The 13807-nt window shown below is 43.2% G+C and carries 23 protein-coding genes; 8 read left to right on the top strand and 15 right to left on the bottom strand.

Annotated features, from left to right (window positions below; genetic code table 11):
• Positions 1 to 9: 9 nt before the first annotated feature.
• The 3 genes from LH47_RS03000 to LH47_RS02995 all read right to left on the bottom strand — a co-directional run bounded on the left by LH47_RS03000 (position 10) and on the right by LH47_RS02995 (position 782).
• On the bottom strand, positions 10 to 264 hold the full coding sequence (locus tag LH47_RS03000; RefSeq protein WP_009362139.1) for a stage VI sporulation protein F: 255 nt from the start codon (positions 262 to 264) through the stop codon (positions 10 to 12).
• Positions 265 to 352: 88 nt separating this feature from the next.
• Entirely contained in the window at positions 353 to 481 is a 129-nt protein-coding gene (locus tag LH47_RS15005; RefSeq protein ID WP_009362140.1) for a YjcZ family sporulation protein, read from the bottom strand.
• 67 nt (positions 482 to 548) lie between these two features.
• Positions 549 to 782 carry a hypothetical protein gene (locus LH47_RS02995; RefSeq protein ID WP_043964674.1) on the bottom strand — a complete coding sequence of 78 codons (234 nt, stop codon included), beginning with the start codon at positions 780 to 782 and terminating at the stop codon, positions 549 to 551.
• A gap of 86 nt (positions 783 to 868) precedes the next feature.
• Between LH47_RS02995 and LH47_RS02990 the strand changes: the two genes are divergently transcribed.
• Together LH47_RS02990 and LH47_RS02985 are read left to right on the top strand one after the other, a co-directional pair.
• Positions 869 to 1186, top strand: a complete 318-nt coding sequence (locus LH47_RS02990) for a thioredoxin family protein (protein WP_043964672.1) — start codon at positions 869 to 871, stop codon at positions 1184 to 1186.
• Positions 1187 to 1485: 299 nt separating this feature from the next.
• Entirely contained in the window at positions 1486 to 2253 is a 768-nt protein-coding gene (locus LH47_RS02985; RefSeq protein ID WP_152619591.1) for a DUF3800 domain-containing protein, read from the top strand.
• A gap of 72 nt (positions 2254 to 2325) precedes the next feature.
• Here the strand turns inward: LH47_RS02985 and LH47_RS02980 are convergent, their stop codons facing one another.
• The 9 genes from LH47_RS02980 to LH47_RS02940 all read right to left on the bottom strand — a co-directional run bounded on the left by LH47_RS02980 (position 2326) and on the right by LH47_RS02940 (position 6720).
• Positions 2326 to 3183: a DUF421 domain-containing protein gene (locus LH47_RS02980; RefSeq protein WP_043964669.1), complete on the bottom strand. Its 858-nt coding sequence runs from the start codon at positions 3181 to 3183 to the stop codon at positions 2326 to 2328.
• A 2-nt stretch (positions 3184 to 3185) separates the two neighbouring features.
• Positions 3186 to 3392, bottom strand: a complete 207-nt coding sequence (locus LH47_RS02975; protein ID WP_009362145.1) for a DUF1657 domain-containing protein — start codon at positions 3390 to 3392, stop codon at positions 3186 to 3188.
• A gap of 6 nt (positions 3393 to 3398) precedes the next feature.
• On the bottom strand, positions 3399 to 3755 hold the full coding sequence (gene spoVAE, locus LH47_RS02970) for a stage V sporulation protein AE (RefSeq protein ID WP_012575626.1): 357 nt from the start codon (positions 3753 to 3755) through the stop codon (positions 3399 to 3401).
• Complete coding sequence (gene spoVAD, locus LH47_RS02965) at positions 3752 to 4768, bottom strand: stage V sporulation protein AD (RefSeq protein ID WP_041638727.1); 1017 nt, start codon at positions 4766 to 4768, stop codon at positions 3752 to 3754. The genes spoVAE and spoVAD overlap by 4 nt, the downstream gene beginning before the upstream one ends.
• Positions 4765 to 5247 (bottom strand): stage V sporulation protein AC, encoded by a 483-nt coding sequence (spoVAC, locus tag LH47_RS02960; RefSeq protein WP_009362148.1) that lies wholly within the window; start codon positions 5245 to 5247, stop codon positions 4765 to 4767. Before spoVAC ends, spoVAD begins: the two co-directional genes overlap by 4 nt.
• 12 nt (positions 5248 to 5259) lie before the next feature.
• The gene (locus LH47_RS02955) at positions 5260 to 5715 is read right to left on the bottom strand and encodes a YhcN/YlaJ family sporulation lipoprotein (RefSeq protein WP_043964666.1); all 456 of its coding nucleotides are present in this window, start codon (positions 5713 to 5715) and stop codon (positions 5260 to 5262) included.
• A 58-nt stretch (positions 5716 to 5773) separates the two neighbouring features.
• Positions 5774 to 5977: a DUF1657 domain-containing protein gene (locus tag LH47_RS02950; protein WP_009362150.1), complete on the bottom strand. Its 204-nt coding sequence runs from the start codon at positions 5975 to 5977 to the stop codon at positions 5774 to 5776.
• Between the two features lie 81 nt (positions 5978 to 6058).
• A complete protein-coding gene (locus LH47_RS02945) occupies positions 6059 to 6250 on the bottom strand; it encodes a phage holin family protein (protein WP_009362151.1) in 192 nt (63 codons plus the stop codon).
• Between the two features lie 206 nt (positions 6251 to 6456).
• Positions 6457 to 6720, bottom strand: coding sequence for a spore coat protein regulator YlbO (locus tag LH47_RS02940; RefSeq protein WP_009362153.1), 264 nt, complete (start codon positions 6718 to 6720; stop codon positions 6457 to 6459).
• A 155-nt stretch (positions 6721 to 6875) separates the two neighbouring features.
• Between LH47_RS02940 and LH47_RS02935 the strand changes: the two genes are divergently transcribed.
• Together LH47_RS02935 and LH47_RS02930 are read left to right on the top strand one after the other, a co-directional pair.
• Positions 6876 to 7595: a BMQ_0737 family morphogenetic spore coat protein gene (locus LH47_RS02935; protein ID WP_043964664.1), complete on the top strand. Its 720-nt coding sequence runs from the start codon at positions 6876 to 6878 to the stop codon at positions 7593 to 7595.
• A gap of 89 nt (positions 7596 to 7684) precedes the next feature.
• On the top strand, positions 7685 to 8362 hold the full coding sequence (locus LH47_RS02930) for a hypothetical protein (protein ID WP_012575632.1): 678 nt from the start codon (positions 7685 to 7687) through the stop codon (positions 8360 to 8362).
• 20 nt (positions 8363 to 8382) lie between these two features.
• Here the strand turns inward: LH47_RS02930 and LH47_RS02925 are convergent, their stop codons facing one another.
• A complete protein-coding gene (locus LH47_RS02925) occupies positions 8383 to 8715 on the bottom strand; it encodes a DUF1360 domain-containing protein (RefSeq protein WP_043964661.1) in 333 nt (110 codons plus the stop codon).
• 110 nt (positions 8716 to 8825) lie between these two features.
• Between LH47_RS02925 and LH47_RS02920 the strand changes: the two genes are divergently transcribed.
• Genes LH47_RS02920 through LH47_RS02905 form a run of 4 tightly spaced genes read left to right on the top strand, consistent with a single transcriptional unit; the run spans position 8826 to position 12514 of the window.
• On the top strand, positions 8826 to 9158 hold the full coding sequence (locus LH47_RS02920; RefSeq protein WP_043964659.1) for a hypothetical protein: 333 nt from the start codon (positions 8826 to 8828) through the stop codon (positions 9156 to 9158).
• A gap of 13 nt (positions 9159 to 9171) precedes the next feature.
• On the top strand, positions 9172 to 10437 hold the full coding sequence (locus LH47_RS02915) for a UDP-glucose dehydrogenase family protein (protein ID WP_043964657.1): 1266 nt from the start codon (positions 9172 to 9174) through the stop codon (positions 10435 to 10437).
• Entirely contained in the window at positions 10434 to 11378 is a 945-nt protein-coding gene (locus LH47_RS02910; protein ID WP_043964655.1) for an NAD-dependent epimerase/dehydratase family protein, read from the top strand. Before LH47_RS02915 ends, LH47_RS02910 begins: the two co-directional genes overlap by 4 nt.
• Positions 11378 to 12514, top strand: a complete 1137-nt coding sequence (locus tag LH47_RS02905) for a glycosyltransferase family 4 protein (RefSeq protein WP_043964653.1) — start codon at positions 11378 to 11380, stop codon at positions 12512 to 12514. The genes LH47_RS02910 and LH47_RS02905 overlap by 1 nt, the downstream gene beginning before the upstream one ends.
• Here LH47_RS02905 and LH47_RS02900 read toward each other — a convergent pair.
• Together LH47_RS02900 and LH47_RS02895 are read right to left on the bottom strand one after the other, a co-directional pair.
• Positions 12498 to 12854 carry a CotO family spore coat protein gene (locus tag LH47_RS02900; protein WP_009362161.1) on the bottom strand — a complete coding sequence of 119 codons (357 nt, stop codon included), beginning with the start codon at positions 12852 to 12854 and terminating at the stop codon, positions 12498 to 12500. The genes LH47_RS02905 and LH47_RS02900 overlap by 17 nt on opposite strands.
• 82 nt (positions 12855 to 12936) lie before the next feature.
• The gene (locus LH47_RS02895) at positions 12937 to 13749 is read right to left on the bottom strand and encodes a multinuclear nonheme iron-dependent oxidase (protein ID WP_235341030.1); all 813 of its coding nucleotides are present in this window, start codon (positions 13747 to 13749) and stop codon (positions 12937 to 12939) included.
• Between the last annotated feature and the right edge of the window lie 58 nt (positions 13750 to 13807).

Below are 13807 nucleotides of genomic sequence, written 5' to 3'. Positions count from 1 at the left end.
GCTTTTTCGTTATTTTTTATTCAACATGTTCGCGATCGTATTAAAATCGATTTGTTTTCCGTTGTTGACGATCGATTGCACAATTTTATCTTCCAATTCTTTTGGCACGTTGCGATTCGCAATTTGGGCGACGCGTTTGACGATGCCGCGCACCGTTTTTTCGTCTTTAAAGTTTGCGTTTTGCAATGAATTGGCGAGCGCAAAAATATCTTGCATATTCACGCCCGTTTTCTTTTCGATATTTTTAAAAAAATGTTGATCCATCTTCCTCCGCCTCCTTCATTTTTCTTTTTCAGCATATGAAAAACAAAAAAAAACGTTCCAAAGGTGTGATCCTTTGGAACGCCCCTTCTTAGTGAACGAACGCTGCACCAACAATAATCAATAAGATGAACAACACGACGATTAACACGAATGTTGAACCGTATCCGCCGCCGTAGCCGTAGCCACCGTAACCATATCCGCAATATCCGAAGCCCATGAGACTCCACCTCCTTCAACGTTGTCGCTTACATCATATGCACCGAAATCGATTTGGTATGGGCGCTTTAACGAAAATGTTGAAACATGCGCGCAAACTGCTTTTCTTTTTTCGCAAAAAACGCTTCCGCATCGCTCATGTTCACTTGAAACTGTTGAAATAGGGCATCATTTATTTTTTCTAATTTATTTAACGTCGCTTCCATGTCTTTTCCCCACGTTTCAAACGCCTTCATAAGCGCATCGTGTTTTTGATGTTTTGCCCGCGCATACGATTTCAGTTCTTTTTCCAATCGATCCATTGTTTTTCCCCCCTTGCTTTTTCATACGTAAAAAACAGAAACGTGTGCTAAAATAAAAGACGAAATGAAAAGAAAGGACGTGTCATATGAAACGACTACAAAACGCACAACAATTTGAACAAGCGATCGCATCGGCTACACCTGTTGTCGTTAAATTTTTTACAACATGGTGCCCAGATTGCGTGCGCATGGATCAATTTATTGATGAAGTCATTGCCGCTTACCCGCAATTCACATGGTATGACATCAATCGCGACGATGTGCCAGACATTGCGGAAACATACAACGTCATGGGCATTCCAAGCTTACTCGTGTTCCAAAACGGCGAAAAAATCGCTCACTTACATAGCGCCAACGCGAAAACGCGCGAACAAGTCGAGGAGTTTTTTCAAACAATCAGCTAATTTGGCTGATTGTTTGAACATATTGAAGGAAAATTCAAAAATATGATCATGACCAATAGCTATTTGTAAATCGATTTATCGTCAAAAAATGAAAAGAGAGGACTAACACATCCTCTCTTTAAACGGTAGCGGTAGTTGTCACGCACCGCTTAATCTAGGGCGCAGTGAGTGCAAACTACCTAGCAATAAATAACGTGTCGCTTGGTCTAGGGCGCGACAAGTTATTTATTACTATTACCTTATGTCATCTATTTTCTATATTATGCACTTATTTTAGTAAATTGTAAAGGGGGGCTTTCATGGAGCATTCATTTACCATTAACATTTATTTTGACGAAAGTGGAAAAAATCAAGTGAAACCACATCTGATGGGAGGTCTCTCCATTCCCTCTACATATTATGAAAAGCCAGAAATCCAAGAACTCAATGATGTGATTAAGAGGATAGCGATTCACTGGACTAAATATGATGGGGATAGTAAAGAAAGAAATGTGATTTGGCGCATCATCAATACTTTTATGAATGAGCATTATCTGTTAAAAATGAACATCATTTCTTATAATCAATCAAGAATCGAAGAATCAGCGAAAAGATTAAAAGACATTCTTGAAGATGCTGCGGATCAGACTATTTTTATGAAGTTCCCAGAACGAATTATTTATGGGTTGCTAAGAAAATACGGCACTTACGTTCAATTGGATACGAAAATTTTTATAGAAGACGATACAAAGTACCATAATACCAAATACGATTTAAGAACCCAGCTGTTCCAACAGCTAAATATACAATCAATATATCGTGGTGAACGCTTTATAGTTAAGTCGGCTCAGTATGTAAAGAAACAAGAACAGATAGGGATCGAACTTGTAGACTTGCTTTTAGGTATGGTGAGGAGCATTATTCGAAATGAAATGCCTACAAGTCGCAGGATACGCGAAAAAAATCGGCTAATTATGAAGCTATTACTAGCCAATCCAAATTTCTATACGTTTATTAAAAATATCAACTATTTTGAATGGTCAAACTCACCTTTTCTTGTTGAAGTAGATTTTGAAGCATATTTATGAGCTGTCAGTTGACTAATTTCCATAAAGATAGAAATTAGTCCCAACACGAAAAAGCCACGTGCATGCCGTGGCTTAAGTTAAAAACAGCTGCAGTTTTTGAATAAGCTGCTGCATTTGTTTCGCTTGTTGTTCGTACATTTGTTTCGCTTCTCTATCGTTTGTTTGCAAGGCGAATAGCTCGAAATCGGCTTCTGCTTTTTTCATCGATGCAAGCAATAGTTGCTTTTGTTGCGGCTCTGGTAGTTGAATGCGATCGTCGTATAAATCGACGGTCAATTGGCCATACGAATCGACTTGAGCTAAAAAGACGTTTTCAATGGCGACGCCCATTTGATCGAGCTGTTGCTTCAACCAGCCGCGGCTTAAACGAGCTGTCGCAAGCGGCTCATCTAAAATTTCGCCGTCCATAATGATGGTTTGTGGCTCTTTTTCACGCGGAACGTACGGCACAACGTCCCCAATCGTCAGCGGCTGCTTATCGCGCTTTAGTAAAATGCTTAAATCGCCGTTTGCTTCAAGCGTCGCAAATTCGACATCCGCAACGCGAAACACATCTTTTTTCCGCAGTTGCTCAAGCAGTTCGTCGGCTGTATATTTTTCTTTTTTCAAATTGTCCTCTAAAATTTTTCCGTCTTTAATAAATACGGTCGAGTTGCCTTCGACGAAGTCGCGAAATTTTTTACTTCGCAACGAAATGATCGAAATAGCAACAGGGAAAAGCGACCAAATTAAAATGCTTGTGATTCCTTCAGTTAGTCGAATATCTAAATCCATCGACATCGATCCGGCAATATCCCCGATCGTAATGCCGACGATATATTCAAAAAACGACAATTTGGATAATTGCTTTTTTCCTAATAATTTTGTAATGACAAATAGGCCGATTAAAATGCAAATCGAACGAATCGCCACTTCTAACCATGCTGGCATGTTTACATCCCCTTATATTGCGGCTCCTCGCGCTCAAGCGTCGAGATACGCCCTTTCAGCGCCGCAATCATTTGTTCCGTCTGTAACATCGCTTCATGAAACGTACGCTGCGCCTCCTCGTTCGTTGAAGTAAGCGCAAGCTCTTGCAACGTCGCATGAATCGCTTTCATATTCGCTAAACTTTGTTTCACTTGTGAACCAATCGTCATCTCCATCTATCCTTTCGGTTTAAATAATAATGCTCCGATAAAACCGAACACGATGGCGGCAGAAATGCCGGCGCTCGTCACTTCAAACATGCCCGTCAACACCCCGACGATGCCATGCTTTTCCGCCTCTTGCATCGCCCCGTGTACGAGCGCATTCCCGAAACTTGTAATCGGAATCGTTGCCCCTGCACCTGCAAAATCAATAAGCGGCTCGTACAACCCAAATCCGTCTAAAATCGCTCCAGCAACAACGAGCGCGCTTAACGTATGAGCAGGCGTCAACTTAAACACATCAAACATCACTTGCCCGATAACGCAAATAAGCCCTCCGACGACAAATGCCCAAAAAAACATCGCCATCATCGATCATCGCCTCCATACTCAATCGCTACTGCATGCGCAATGCACGGAATCGTTTCCCCTTGTTGAAACGTGAGCGGTGATAAAAGCGCCCCTGTCGCAACGACAAGCATTCGCTTTATTTCCCCTCGCTTCATGCGATGTAACAAATGACCGTACACGACTGTCGCCGAACACCCTGCCCCGCTTCCTCCCGACAACACCGGCTGCCCTTCTCGATAAATGAGTAATCCGCAATCTTGATACCGCTCTTCTTCAAGCTCCATCCCGTTTTTCCGCAACAGATCAAGGGAAACGGTGCGCCCGATTTTTCCTAAATCGCCTGTAACGATGAGATCGTAATACGACGGATCGATTCCCATATCGCGAACGTGCGCCTCAATCGTATCGACCGCCGCTGGTGCCATCGCCCCACCCATATTAAACGGGTCTGTCAATCCCATGTCGACGACTCTCCCAATCGTTGCCGACGTAATGCGCGGTCCATCTCCTTCTTTTCCGACGAGCGCCACCCCTGCCCCTGTCACCGTCCATTGCGCTGTCGGCGGCTTTTGTCCACCGTATTCGGTCGGATAGCGAAACTGTTTTTCAACCGCCGCGTTATGGCTAGCGGCGCCTGTTAATATGTACTTCGCCCCACCGTAATTGACGATAAATGCACTTAAAGCGAGCGCTTCCATCGACGTCGAGCAGGCGCCAAATACGCCTAAATACGGAGTGCTGAGCGTGCGGGCGGCAAAGCTTGAAGGGGTCATTTGATTAATTAAATCTCCTGCAATAATAAACTGCACTTGTTCTTTTTCGATGCGCGCTTTTTTCATCGCTTGAAAAAACGCTTCTTCAAATAGCACTTTATGCGCTTTTTCATACGAATCTTCTCCAAGCCAAAGATCTTCATGCAACAAGTCAAAATCATCGGCAATCTTTCCGTTCGCTTCAAACGGTCCACCGACCGTTGCGGTAGCGACGATGACCGGACGGTTTTCAAACACCCATGTGCGATGCCCTTTCATCATCCGAGCCCACCCCATTTCACCGCAATCGTTTTAATGAGCGCCACGACAAACGCAGAAAACGTACCGAACAAAATGACGGAACCGGCTAGCTTAAACATATTGCCGCCAACGCCAAGCACAAACCCTTCCGTCCGATGTTCAATGGCTGCTGAAATGACAGCATTGCCAAATCCGGTGACAGGCACAGCGCTTCCTGCCCCTGCAAATTGCGCCAATCGGTCGTACACACCAAACCCGGTTAACAACATGGCGATAAATACCATCGTCGCCACCGTCGGATTGCCGACCGTTTTTTCCGTAAAGTCGAAAAAATACATGTAAAAATACGAAATGGCTTGTCCGATGGTACAAATCAAACCTCCGACAAAAAAGGCGCGCACACAGTTTTTCAACACCGGACGCTTCGTTTCACGCGCTTGTTCAAATTGATGATACTCTTGTTGAACGGGCGTTAAATTTTTCCGTTTTTCATTCGCCATCCTCTCACCTCGCTACGTTTGTTCTTCACTTAATTTTTGAATGACTGTCATTTCCTTTTCGATTTCTTTTTCGCTTATGTTTTTCGTTTCGATTTTTTCTTTTAACGCTTTCGTTTTCCAAAAAATTTTCAAATCGTGCGATGCGATCACTTTTTCGCGAAATTGTTCATTCAGCGCTTTTCCTACCTCTTTTTCAATTTGTTTCATGCGAAAGCGATGCAAATGTTTCACTTGATATGCGACAAGCAGCCGCCCGTTCGCTTCGACGGCAACCGCATCTTTGACATCTTGCCTCTCCTTTAACATATCAACCGCCCGTTTTGCCTGTTGTTGATCGCTTCGTTTCGCGCTTCCGTCATGGCTGACGTTTGTCATGTTTTCTTGTTGAAGCGACTGTTGTTGTTCTTTTTGTTCATGCGCACAACTTATAAGAAAAAACATACTCATAAGTACAAACCATTTTTTCATGGCGTTCACCTTTCTATTCATGTAACGAAAGGGCGTCCCGATTGGACACCCAAATGACTTATTGTTTATATTGCGGCTCTTCTTGTTCAATTTCTTGCAAGCGTGGGGCAACTAAATCGACGATCGCTTGCGTTTGTTGCGCTGCTTGTTGATACAATTGTTTTGCCTTTTCATTTTCCGTTTGCAAGGCGAACGTTTCAAAACTTGCCTGCGCTGATTTCAACCCCGCTAACGTTTGCTTTACAGAACTTGCAACAGTCATATAAAAACCTCCTTCGTTTTTTCATCACATAGCATGCGCTGATCCGAAAAAGTTATACAAAAAAAATAGCCCCCGAAGGAGCTAACGTTTATCGCGAAATCCGTTCCCAAGCGACGGATTATTTAAAATACCTGCCATGACTAAAATGCTTAAAAACGCATTCCATAATTGCTCGTATTTCCCTAAATCTAAATCAATGCCAAACGTCTGTAATAAAAGCGGGATAAATGAACCGATCGCTAACCATAGCCCGTAATTTTTAAAACGCTCCATCTTTTTCCCCTCCCCGCTATTGTTTTAATTTCTTTCCGCATCCGCAACCGCCTGTTTTTTTCACAGGAGCAGGTGACGATGTGTATACTTTCGTTGTTTGTGTTCCACCGAGGACAATCGGTTTTTTCTTTTCCATAGCAAACCCTCCACACATGTAAGATACAATAGCATATGAAAAAGATGGAGCGAACGACTATGCGTTTTCCCTATTTCTTTTTTTCTGCAAATGAAAATGGCGTCGAAAGCGGCAGTTGTACACCTTGCTTTAACGCTTGTTGGCGTTTGACCGTATGCATAAACCATGAATCCGTCCCTTGCCCGAATAGCTGTTTCGTTAATTGTTCTAGCTGTTTTTTTAGTTCCTCGTTTTCTTTTCTTAATCGTTTAATTTCTTCATAACGTTGTTCGCTTAACGCCGCCAATTCTTTTAACAACACGTTTTCTGCCCGCAATACGTCTATTTCTTGCATATCCCTCCTCCTTTCTACTACATAACAATTCGAAAACGTCGCGATTTATGACAAAAAAATTCCGCACATATCCCTGCACACTTACCTACCTTTCTCATACTATACAGTAGTCCCGATACATGCGACGGGAAAAACTGAAATAGGAGGAACGAGGCATGACGCATCATAAAGAGCGTAAAGAAAAAGTGTGTATTAAAACACGCAAAGTGTATGACTGGGTTACTCGTCAAGTCGATGTGCCGTTGCGTAGTTTTTCAAACGGGGATTTGGAGACGATCTTTCCTGAAAGCAAATGTCCACGCCACGGGCAAACGGTTTGTGACTTTTTCGCATCGAATGGCTTAAGCGCTGGCGATTTCTCGATTCGCTGCTTTTTAACTGACGATGAAGGAAACCGCATTGATCAAACCATTGACAACAACGCGTTAATTTGCCAAGAAATTTTACAGCCAAACGGCCGTCAACCGGTGCACGTCACACTTCCATCCGGAGATACAGTCACATTGCAAAAAGTAAAAGCACTTGTGAAAGGTCACGTCGTCGTGCAAGTCGTTAATGCGAACGGCCACGTCGTTTGCGAGTCAAACCCAATTCCGTTTGCGACAGCACAAACATTTATTTTATGCGCACCAGAAGGAACGACGCTCGACTGCCACATTTCGTTTTTCGAATGTGACGCAAGCTTAATTTGCACTGACAACTTCTCACAGCTTGATGTATCGATTACATTATGCTTAGAAGTGCAAATGGAAGCAGACGTAAAAATCGAAGTCGAAGCACGCTTCTGCCAACCGCGCGAAGAAATTTTAGAAGCAACACTTTGCCCAACAGACAAATTCCCACCGCAATGCCCAGAAGTATTCCCAGCACATTAATGAATGAAAGGCTGTTGTCGTTCAGCAGCCTTTTTTTATTGATGTTTCCTTTCATTGCTACATATATATGAAATAGAGAAAGGAGGTACATGATGAACAGCCAACATATTCAACTCCAACAAAAAATTATTCATTACCGCTCGGAAGTGGCAAAATATAAACAGCTATTACAGCTTGTCGAAACAGAGTTAAAGCGCGAGCAATTGCGCAATCAATATGTCCAAAAAAAACTGGAGCAACTCGACGAATATGAACAAACGATTGAACAGTTAAAACAACAACTTCTTTTTTACGAAGTGGCGCTTGAGGAAGAAAAACGGCGGAAAAAAGAAATCAAACAAGACGTCGTGCGCGCCTATGCTTATTTCACGTACACTGTCATGATGCCAGAACAAAAAGAGGAAGATGCGACCATTATCGGTGATTTCGTCATCGAAAATAGCGGCAATACACCGCTTAACGATCCGATTATTTGCCTTCGTCTTCGCCCTCCCGATCACGCGCAACTAAGCGGAAAATTTTCATTTCGCCAAATGCAAGAAGAAGGCGGCTGGACATTTGCGGTCGAACATTGGCGTGAAAAAATGAAAGAAGGAGAATATTGGTTAAAGCCCATCGCCGAAACAACCCTTTTACCGAACGAACAACTGCGCTTTCCGTCATTTGAATTGCGCATCATCCAAACCGTTGTCGTGGAAGCATTCGTCTATTTCCGCCAACTGAAACAAGGGGTATCATCTTCTAATTATATTGTTGTAAATAAATAAGCAGGCGTTTGCCCGCTTTTTTATTTGCTCCATTTTTGGACAACTGTTTCCATGAGCGCCGCTCCCCCTGCAATCGCTAATACCGATACGAGCGGCATAAAGATGCTTGGCGCATAAACCGTTCCGACATACAACCCAGCTGCGCACCATATCCCTGTACACCAATGGCAACTGAACAACTCCCCGATCCATTTTCTTATTCCTGTCCCTTTGATCACAATATACGTTTCCCCATCTTGTTCAAACTCGTCATGAAACGGCGCCCGCAAAAACGACGTAATCCGATCATATACAATTAACCGCGTCAAACGAAACGATGCAACACATAAAAGAAAAAAGTGAAAGACGTCCATCTTCTCTCCTCCTCCCCTTCACTTTATGCCTCATGTCGCAAAAAATGTACCCCTTTTTGTTGTTTCACATATAATGCAATGAGTGATCTAACGAAAAAGGATGTGAAACGATGTATAACATTTTTTTCAGCAAACATTTTTTAGCTAAACATCGTCATATGCAACAGTTGTGTGACGCGCTAGCTAATGTAAGCGAAGGAACAGAACTACATGTGCACACAAACAAAGAGACGTACTACAATGCTCAATTCGTCCAACTAGACACCGCCACAAAAACATTGACCGTCGTCGTCGACCCATTTTACGAAAACGGCGGAAAATACATGACGATCCACTGCCGTGACGTCGTTGCCGTGGAGTTCCCAACACAATCGCTCGTTGCCGCAACACAAGAACAAACGACGACAATCGGAATAACGAAAACAGACGACGAAGACGAATAAAGGAAGTGAAAAAATGAACGTTTGTATCATTGGTGCCGGCTATGTCGGATTAACGACGGCAGCTGTTCTCGCAAAACTTGGGCATACCGTTCATTGCGTAGATGAAAATGAACAAAAAATTGCCGCCTTAAAACGCGGAGACGTTCCCATTTATGAGCCGGGCTTAGCCGAGTTATTTACCGACCATCAAAGTCGGCTTTTTTTTCATCATAAACAAATACATGTAGAAGCAGATGTTATTTTTATTTGCGTCGGCACTCCCGCTGATTCGAAAGGAAAGCCAGACGTTTCATACGTCAACCGTGCCATCGCGGACTTGACCCCACACATAAACGAAAAACAAACACTTGTTATAAAAAGCACCGTCCCAATCGGAACGAACGAACGCATATACAACCATTTCAAAAACGAAGGAAAACATATCCACGTCGTATCAAACCCCGAGTTTTTACGCGAAGGGTCCGCCATTTTTGATTCCCTTTATCCTGATCGCATCGTCATCGGTTTACGCGAGGACGATGACCGTTCCCTTTCGATTATGCAAGCGTTATATGCGGGCATTCACGCGCCGTATATCGTGACGAGTTTAAGCGGCGCCGAAATGATTAAATATGCTGCCAACGCCTTCTTAGCAACAAAAATTTCATTTATAAACGAAATGGCCCGCCTTTGTGAAGCGTACGGCGTCGACGTTGTCGATGTCGCAAAAGGAATCGGACTTGACGGAAGAATCGGCCCGCACTTTTTACAAGCTGGCATCGGGTACGGTGGCTCTTGTTTTCCGAAAGACGTCACCGCCCTACAACAAATGGCATACGAACAAAACGTGCGTCCGTACATGTTAGAAGCGACAAAAACGATTAATGACACACAGCTCAATTGGTACGTACAAAAAATAAAGCGTACGCTAGGACATATGTCTAAAAAGCGGATTGCGGTGCTCGGTATTGCCTTTAAGCCAAATACAGATGACATTCGCGAATCGCCTGCCGTTTCACTCATTAAAAAACTGCATGCGCATGGGGCGAATGTCATCGCTCATGACCCGAAAGCTGTGTTACACAATGTCGATGTAAAGCAAGCAAACACGCTAGAAGAAGCGATCGCACAAGCAGATGCGCTCATCGTGGCGACCGATTGGGATGAGTATAAACAATTAAACTGGGCATATGTGAAACAAATGATGAGCGGAAACGTCGTCATCGATGGACGAAATTGCTTGCCTCGTGAGGCGATCATGAACGCAGGACTAAACTATGTAGGGGTGGGTCGCGGATGAACATACTTGTCACAGGAGCAGCTGGATTTATCGGTTCGCACGTATGTGAAGCATTGTTGCCACATCATCACGTCATTGGCATAGATTCTTTGATCGGTCCGACGCCAAAAGCGATGAAACAAAAAACAGTAGAAACGTTAAACACGTATGACCGTTTCACATGGATCGAAGGGGATTTGTTGTCGTTGCCGCTTGACGATATCGTCCAACAAGTGGATGTCATTTATCATTTTGCCGGCATGCCGGGCGTGCGCACAAGCTGGGGAACATCGTTTGATTTATATACGACAAACAACATATTAGCGACGCAACGGTTGCTTGAAGCATGTAAACAACATCGGCCAAAACAGTTCATTTATACGTCAACGTCATCTGTATACGGTGAAACGAACGGGCGCGTGCATGAAAACACACCTCCAGCCCCTCTGTCACCATACGGCATGACGAAGCTTGCGGGGGAGCATTTATGCCGCATATACGAATCATCATTTCATGTACCGATCACCGTTTTGCGCTATTTTACCGTATACGGTCCACGGCAACGGCCCGATATGGCGTTTCATCGTTTTATTCGGCAAATGTTGTTTGACGAACCGATCACGATTTTTGGAGACGGCACACAAACGCGCGACTTTACGTACATTTCCGATTGCGTCAACGGCACGCTCGCTGTTCTCGGCAATGAAAAAGCGATTGGCGAAACGTTTAACATCGGCGGAAAAGAGCGCGCATCCGTCAACGACATCATCGCGATGCTTGAAACGTTGATCGGAAAACAAGCAAAAAAACAATATGTCAATCAAGCGATCGGCGAGCCGAAACATACGTGGGCGGACATTTCGAAAGCAGAAAACATGCTTGCCTACGCCCCGAACGTACCGTTACAAGAAGGATTGCGTCGTGAAGTCGAATATATTCGTTCGCTTTATGGGAGGTCGTAATGCGCATCGCATGGATTTGTACCGAAAAATTGCCGTCTCCAGCAATAAAAGGGGGGGCCATTCAACTCATGATTGATGGCATCGCCCCGTTTTTTGCCGAAACTCATTCGCTCACCATTTTTTCCATTACCGACCCATCGCTTCCGATGTACGAAATACGTGATGGCATTGAATACGTACGTGTACCAAAAGAACGATACGAACAACATATTGCAAATGAATTGAAAAAACGAACATTTCATGTCATTCACGTCTTTAACCGTCCCGCAAACGTGCTGTTTTACAAACAAGCCGCGCCAAACAGCCGCTTCGTCACTAGTTTGCATAACGATATGTTTTCACCGATGAAAATGACGCCAGACGTTGCAAAACAAGTCATCGCGGAAGTGGATGCCATCACAACGGTCAGTGAATATATGAAACGCACCGTCACAAAACGATACGATGTCCCGAACGATCGTATTCAAGTCGTCTACTCTGGCGTCGATGCTACGCGCTACATGCCGCCATGGACAGACGAAGGAAAACAACTGCGCACCAATATGCGCCAACGGTTTTTTGTTGAAAAAGACGACGTTATTTTATTTATCGGGCGGTTAAGCAAAACAAAAGGAGTACACGTGTTAATCGAAAGCATGAATCACGTATTAACTGAACATCGAAACGCAAAGCTCGTCATCGTCGGCGGGAAATGGTTTAGCGACAATCGGGCGAACGATTACGTACGCTTTCTTCATCAATTGGCGAAACCTTACAACGACCGCATTCAATTTACAAACTACATCCCGTCTGAACATATTCCACACATATTCACAATGGGCGATGTGTTCGTTTGCAGTTCGCAATGGCACGAGCCGCTCGCCCGCGTGCATTACGAAGCGATGGCGGCAGGCGTGCCAATCATTACGACAAACCGCGGCGGAAATCGCGAAGTGATCGAACATAACAAAAACGGGCTCGTCATTGACGACTATGCGTCACCAAAAGCGTTCGCCCATGCGATCAGCGAATTGCTAGGGAATAAAGAAAAAGCGCTCGCACTTGCTTACGAAGGACGAAAACGAGCGGAAACGATGTTTTCCTTCGCAAACACAGCCGAGCAGCTGGAACGTGTGTATATTAAGATTTGCCAATAAGCGATACCGATACGATATGTTCGAGCGGGATCGTGATCGTTTTTTCTTCATCACTTACGATAAAGACGACTTTTTTCTTATCGCACGTTTGAACAATGCCTTCATACGTGCGATTTTTCGTTTTCAATTCACACGTCACCGGTCGAAGTTCATTCGGAAGCGTCGCTAAAAATTCAATGCGCTCAGCCGTATTCATATCACGAAAATTCGCAAATGACGGCGGCGGATACGACGGCTTTTCTTTTCTCGTTCGAAACGTCTGTTGCATATAACACGTTTTCGGTCCTAAATTCGGCTGGACAATATACAACAACGGCGCATTTTCCACACGCTTTTTCATTCCCACACCCCTCCTTTTTACGAATATATGCGTAAAAAGAAAGGGGAATGCTAAGGAGATCCATATCAAATTTACAAGTTACTCATCTCTTATGAACGATACGTCTCAGTTTATAAATGTCCTCTAACACATCATCTATACATTGAACATTAAAATCCCTTTCTACAAGTATGTACTTTGGATTAGTGCGTTGCAATATCCACTCTGTTGATATTAAAATCTCTTCATTAAGGGAATTGGAATGTGTATCTCTCAACACCCCCTCATTGTCCCTCTCGAATCCAGATACATGAATGCACTCGATTTTTTCAAAAGGATATTCTGAAACATATTCTTCAAAAGCATAGTTATTATTTAAGGCTGTTACATAAGCATTTGTAACATCGAACAAAATTTTTATACGAGAGTTTGCATTCTTCAGCAATTCTCTAAAAAATCTCCCCTCGTTTAATTGACCTTTGTTAGATAATTTATTTTGTGTAATATTCTCTAGGAGTATTTGATTAGAAAAAAAGCTTGATACAATTTCCAAATTCCTTCTCATGATGAGTATATTTTCCATATCATACTCTACCGGAAAAACTTTTGATAAATAAACGTCATGCATGTGAGAGTAGGCGACATGGTCTGAGTAATATGCTGCTTCTACATACTCACTATAAAAAGCATATTGTTCAATTGCCGGTCTGTATATTCCTTCCTTCGATCCTAAGGAAGATTTTAGACAATGTATACCTATATCTATATTTTTATCCTTACAAATTTTCAATAATCTCTTCGTTTCCTTGTATCCAGTTATATCAGGCATTAATTCGAGAAAATCTACATATTCAATTAATTTATCAATAAACTCCTCATGAATAGAATCTCTATAGCATATTCCTATCTTTATCACTATTGACAACCCCTTCCTTCTTTTGTGAATTATGTAAACTAGGAAGTTTAGCTTGTTT

Origin of the sequence: Anoxybacillus thermarum (genome assembly GCF_000836725.1) — a bacterium.
In the GTDB taxonomy this organism is placed as follows: domain Bacteria; phylum Bacillota; class Bacilli; order Bacillales; family Anoxybacillaceae; genus Anoxybacillus; species Anoxybacillus thermarum.
Note: the sequence above shows the minus strand (reverse complement) of the source record. Positions and strands in the feature narration are given on the sequence as shown.

Coding starts and splice junctions, on each gene's coding strand:
- LH47_RS03000 (WP_009362139.1), bottom strand. CDS start 264: ATGGATCAACATTTTTTTAAAAATATCGAAAAGAAAACGGGCGTGAAT.
- LH47_RS15005 (WP_009362140.1), bottom strand. CDS start 481: ATGGGCTTCGGATATTGCGGATATGGTTACGGTGGCTACGGCTACGGC.
- LH47_RS02995 (WP_043964674.1), bottom strand. CDS start 782: ATGGATCGATTGGAAAAAGAACTGAAATCGTATGCGCGGGCAAAACAT.
- LH47_RS02990 (WP_043964672.1), top strand. CDS start 869: ATGAAACGACTACAAAACGCACAACAATTTGAACAAGCGATCGCATCG.
- LH47_RS02985 (WP_152619591.1), top strand. CDS start 1,486: ATGGAGCATTCATTTACCATTAACATTTATTTTGACGAAAGTGGAAAA.
- LH47_RS02980 (WP_043964669.1), bottom strand. CDS start 3,183: ATGCCAGCATGGTTAGAAGTGGCGATTCGTTCGATTTGCATTTTAATC.
- LH47_RS02975 (WP_009362145.1), bottom strand. CDS start 3,392: ATGACGATTGGTTCACAAGTGAAACAAAGTTTAGCGAATATGAAAGCG.
- spoVAE (WP_012575626.1), bottom strand. CDS start 3,755: ATGATGGCGATGTTTTTTTGGGCATTTGTCGTCGGAGGGCTTATTTGC.
- spoVAD (WP_041638727.1), bottom strand. CDS start 4,768: ATGATGAAAGGGCATCGCACATGGGTGTTTGAAAACCGTCCGGTCATC.
- spoVAC (WP_009362148.1), bottom strand. CDS start 5,247: ATGGCGAATGAAAAACGGAAAAATTTAACGCCCGTTCAACAAGAGTAT.
- LH47_RS02955 (WP_043964666.1), bottom strand. CDS start 5,715: ATGAAAAAATGGTTTGTACTTATGAGTATGTTTTTTCTTATAAGTTGT.
- LH47_RS02950 (WP_009362150.1), bottom strand. CDS start 5,977: ATGACTGTTGCAAGTTCTGTAAAGCAAACGTTAGCGGGGTTGAAATCA.
- LH47_RS02945 (WP_009362151.1), bottom strand. CDS start 6,250: ATGGAGCGTTTTAAAAATTACGGGCTATGGTTAGCGATCGGTTCATTT.
- LH47_RS02940 (WP_009362153.1), bottom strand. CDS start 6,720: ATGCAAGAAATAGACGTATTGCGGGCAGAAAACGTGTTGTTAAAAGAA.
- LH47_RS02935 (WP_043964664.1), top strand. CDS start 6,876: ATGACGCATCATAAAGAGCGTAAAGAAAAAGTGTGTATTAAAACACGC.
- LH47_RS02930 (WP_012575632.1), top strand. CDS start 7,685: ATGATGAACAGCCAACATATTCAACTCCAACAAAAAATTATTCATTAC.
- LH47_RS02925 (WP_043964661.1), bottom strand. CDS start 8,715: ATGGACGTCTTTCACTTTTTTCTTTTATGTGTTGCATCGTTTCGTTTG.
- LH47_RS02920 (WP_043964659.1), top strand. CDS start 8,826: ATGTATAACATTTTTTTCAGCAAACATTTTTTAGCTAAACATCGTCAT.
- LH47_RS02915 (WP_043964657.1), top strand. CDS start 9,172: ATGAACGTTTGTATCATTGGTGCCGGCTATGTCGGATTAACGACGGCA.
- LH47_RS02910 (WP_043964655.1), top strand. CDS start 10,434: ATGAACATACTTGTCACAGGAGCAGCTGGATTTATCGGTTCGCACGTA.
- LH47_RS02905 (WP_043964653.1), top strand. CDS start 11,378: ATGCGCATCGCATGGATTTGTACCGAAAAATTGCCGTCTCCAGCAATA.
- LH47_RS02900 (WP_009362161.1), bottom strand. CDS start 12,854: ATGAAAAAGCGTGTGGAAAATGCGCCGTTGTTGTATATTGTCCAGCCG.